Raw genomic sequence first — 2,371 nt, 5'->3', positions numbered from 1 at the left:
CGGCCGACCCCCGAACGGCCGGCCGCCCACGCCACCCGACGCACGACGACCGCTTGACCTGCGGTGCTCAGGCCGCCGGGTTCAGACCGCGGACAGCCGGTTGAGCTCCGGGTAGGCCAGCCCCTCCGAGAGCGCGGTGAACGTGCCGCTCCCGTACACCTCCTCGGCGGCCCGGCGGACCGCCGCGTACGCCACCTCGGCCAGGCCCGGGCCCAGGCTGATCCGGGCCACGCCGAGCTTCGCCAGCTCGGCGACCGCCGGGGAGCCGGGGCCGGCCAGCACGTTCAGCGGCGCCGGGACGGCCCCGACCAGGGCGGCGATGGTCTCCGGGTCGGACACCCCGGGGACGAACACCCCGTCCGCGCCCGCCTCGACGTACGCCCGCAGCCGGCCCACCGCGTCGTCCAACCGGCCCTCCGGGGCGCCGATCCCGCGCAGGAACACGTCGGTCCGGGCGTTGACGAAGAGCGGCACGCCGGCCGCGTCCGCGGCGGCCCGGGCGGCCGCGATCCGCTCGGCGGCCTCCTCCGCGGGGCGCCCCTCGTCCTCCAGGTTCACCCCGACGGCACCGGTGGCGAGCAGCGCGGCGACCGTCTCCCCGACCCCGGCGGCGGTGTCCGCGTAGCCGCCCTCCAGGTCCGCGGTGACCGGCAGGTCGACCGCGCGGACCACCTGGGCGGTCCGGGCCAGCACCTGCCCGGGGTCGGCGCCGCCGCCGTCCGCGCTGCCGAGCGACCAGGACACGCTCGCGCTGGCCGTCGCCACCGCCCGCGCTCCGGCGGCGGCCACCAGCCGGGCGCTCGGCACGTCCCAGGCGTTCGCCAGCACCAGCGGCTCGCCCGGGCGGTGCAGCTCCCGCAGCAGCCGGGCCCGCTCCCGCCGGACGGCGGGGTCCGCGGCGCTCACCTGGCGGCCGGGCTCATGCGGGTGGACACGCCGATCCGGTTCCAGGCGTTGATGGTGGCGATCAGCGCGATCAGCTGGGCCAGCTCGGTCTCGTCGAACTGCGCGGCGGCCTCCGCGTACACGGCGTCCGGCACGTGCCCCTGGGTCAGCAGGGTGACCGACTCGGTGAGGGCCAGGGCGGCGCGCTCGCGGGCGGTGAACCACGGGGTCTCGCGCCAGGCCGGGAGGGAGAGCAGGCGGTGGTCCTGCTCGCCGTGCTCGCGGGCGTCGGTGGCGTGCATGTCGATGCAGAAGGCGCAGCCGTTGATCATCGAGGCGTGCACCTTGACCAGCTCGGCGACGACCGGGTCGACGCCCTCCCGGGAGGCCCGGTCCACGGCGACCATCGCCTGGTAGTAGGCGGGGGCGAGCTTGTGCATCAGCAGGCGCTGCTCGGGGGCGGGCACCGGGGCCCCGTTCGTACCGGCCGCCCCGTCCGCGGTCGCGCGCGTCGTCTCGTTCGTCGTCATGGTCGCCAGCCTAGGAGCGCGGTGGCCTGCCGTCCTGGTGCGTTCGGCCGCTCGTTCCTTGGGCCACTTCCGGCGTGCGAACGACCGTGCGAGGATCGCCGACAGGAGATCACCGCCAGGAGGTCGCCGACAGGACGAGGTCAGGGGGCCCGGTCGTGTGCACGGCGTTCGTCAGCATCGAGCCGGAGGCGGCCGTCCCGGTGCTGCTGCTGTCCGTCCGGGACGAGTACCTGGGCCGCGCCTGGCTGCCGCCGGACCACCACTGGCCGGACCGGCCCGACCTGCTCGGCGGACTGGACCTCGCGGCCGGCGGCACCTGGCTGGCCGTCGACCCCGCCCGGCGCACCGCCGCCTGCCTGCTGAACGGCTTCGGCCCGCTCGCCCCCGCCGACGCCCGGCGCACCCGCGGCCGGCTGCCGCTCACCGCCGTCCGGGAGGGCGGGATCGGCCACCTCGACCTCACCCCGTACGACCCGTTCCACCTCGTCCTGGTCCGGGCCGACGGGGCCCGGGTGTCCAGTTGGAGCGGCGGACGGCTGGAGGAGCGCGAACTGCCGTCCGGCCTGAGCGTGGTGCTCAACGACGGGCTGGAGGGCCGGGCGGCCGACCGGACCACCTCCGAGCGGATCCGCGACCTGATGGCCGCGCGCGCCGCCCACTTCCGGTCCCGCTTCACCGCCGAACCCCGGCCCGAACCGACCGCCGACGGGCCGGCCGCCACGGCCTGGGGCGGATGGCTGCCGATCGTCGCCGGGGACGGGCTGGCGCCGGACGCGGACGCCGCGCTGATCCAGCGGCGGGACTTCGGCGACGGGCGGATCTGGGGCTCCTCGTCGATCTCGCTGCTCGCGCTCGGGCCGGACCTGCTGCGCTACGACTTCGCGGCCGCACCGGTGGCCGCCGACGGGCCGGGCTGGCGGCGGGTGGCGGCGGGCTGACCCCGCCGGGGCGGCACC

Annotated in this window: 3 protein-coding genes; 1 reads left to right on the top strand and 2 read right to left on the bottom strand. The window is 77.5% G+C overall.

Going from position 1 to position 2,371, the window contains the following annotated elements; genetic code table 11:
• Positions 1 to 81: 81 nt before the first annotated feature.
• Entirely contained in the window at positions 82 to 906 is an 825-nt protein-coding gene (locus tag ACFU6K_RS36965) for an isocitrate lyase/phosphoenolpyruvate mutase family protein (RefSeq protein WP_380670721.1), read from the bottom strand.
• Positions 903 to 1,415: a carboxymuconolactone decarboxylase family protein gene (locus ACFU6K_RS36960; RefSeq protein ID WP_380670720.1), complete on the bottom strand. Its 513-nt coding sequence runs from the start codon at positions 1,413 to 1,415 to the stop codon at positions 903 to 905. Before ACFU6K_RS36960 ends, ACFU6K_RS36965 begins: the two co-directional genes overlap by 4 nt.
• 155 nt (positions 1,416 to 1,570) lie before the next feature.
• Between ACFU6K_RS36960 and ACFU6K_RS36955 the strand changes: the two genes are divergently transcribed.
• The gene (locus ACFU6K_RS36955) at positions 1,571 to 2,353 is read left to right on the top strand and encodes an NRDE family protein (protein WP_380670718.1); all 783 of its coding nucleotides are present in this window, start codon (positions 1,571 to 1,573) and stop codon (positions 2,351 to 2,353) included.
• The last annotated feature ends 18 nt before the right edge of the window (positions 2,354 to 2,371 follow it).

The organism is Kitasatospora sp. NPDC057512, assembly GCF_042802135.1.
Classification (GTDB): Bacteria; Actinomycetota; Actinomycetes; order Streptomycetales; family Streptomycetaceae; genus Kitasatospora.
This window is presented reverse-complemented; position numbering and strand designations above follow the sequence as displayed.

What these genes read in the sequence shown, in the direction of transcription:
- ACFU6K_RS36960 (WP_380670720.1), bottom strand. Translation starts at nt 1,415, where the DNA reads ATGACGACGAACGAGACGACGCGCGCGACCGCGGACGGGGCGGCCGGT.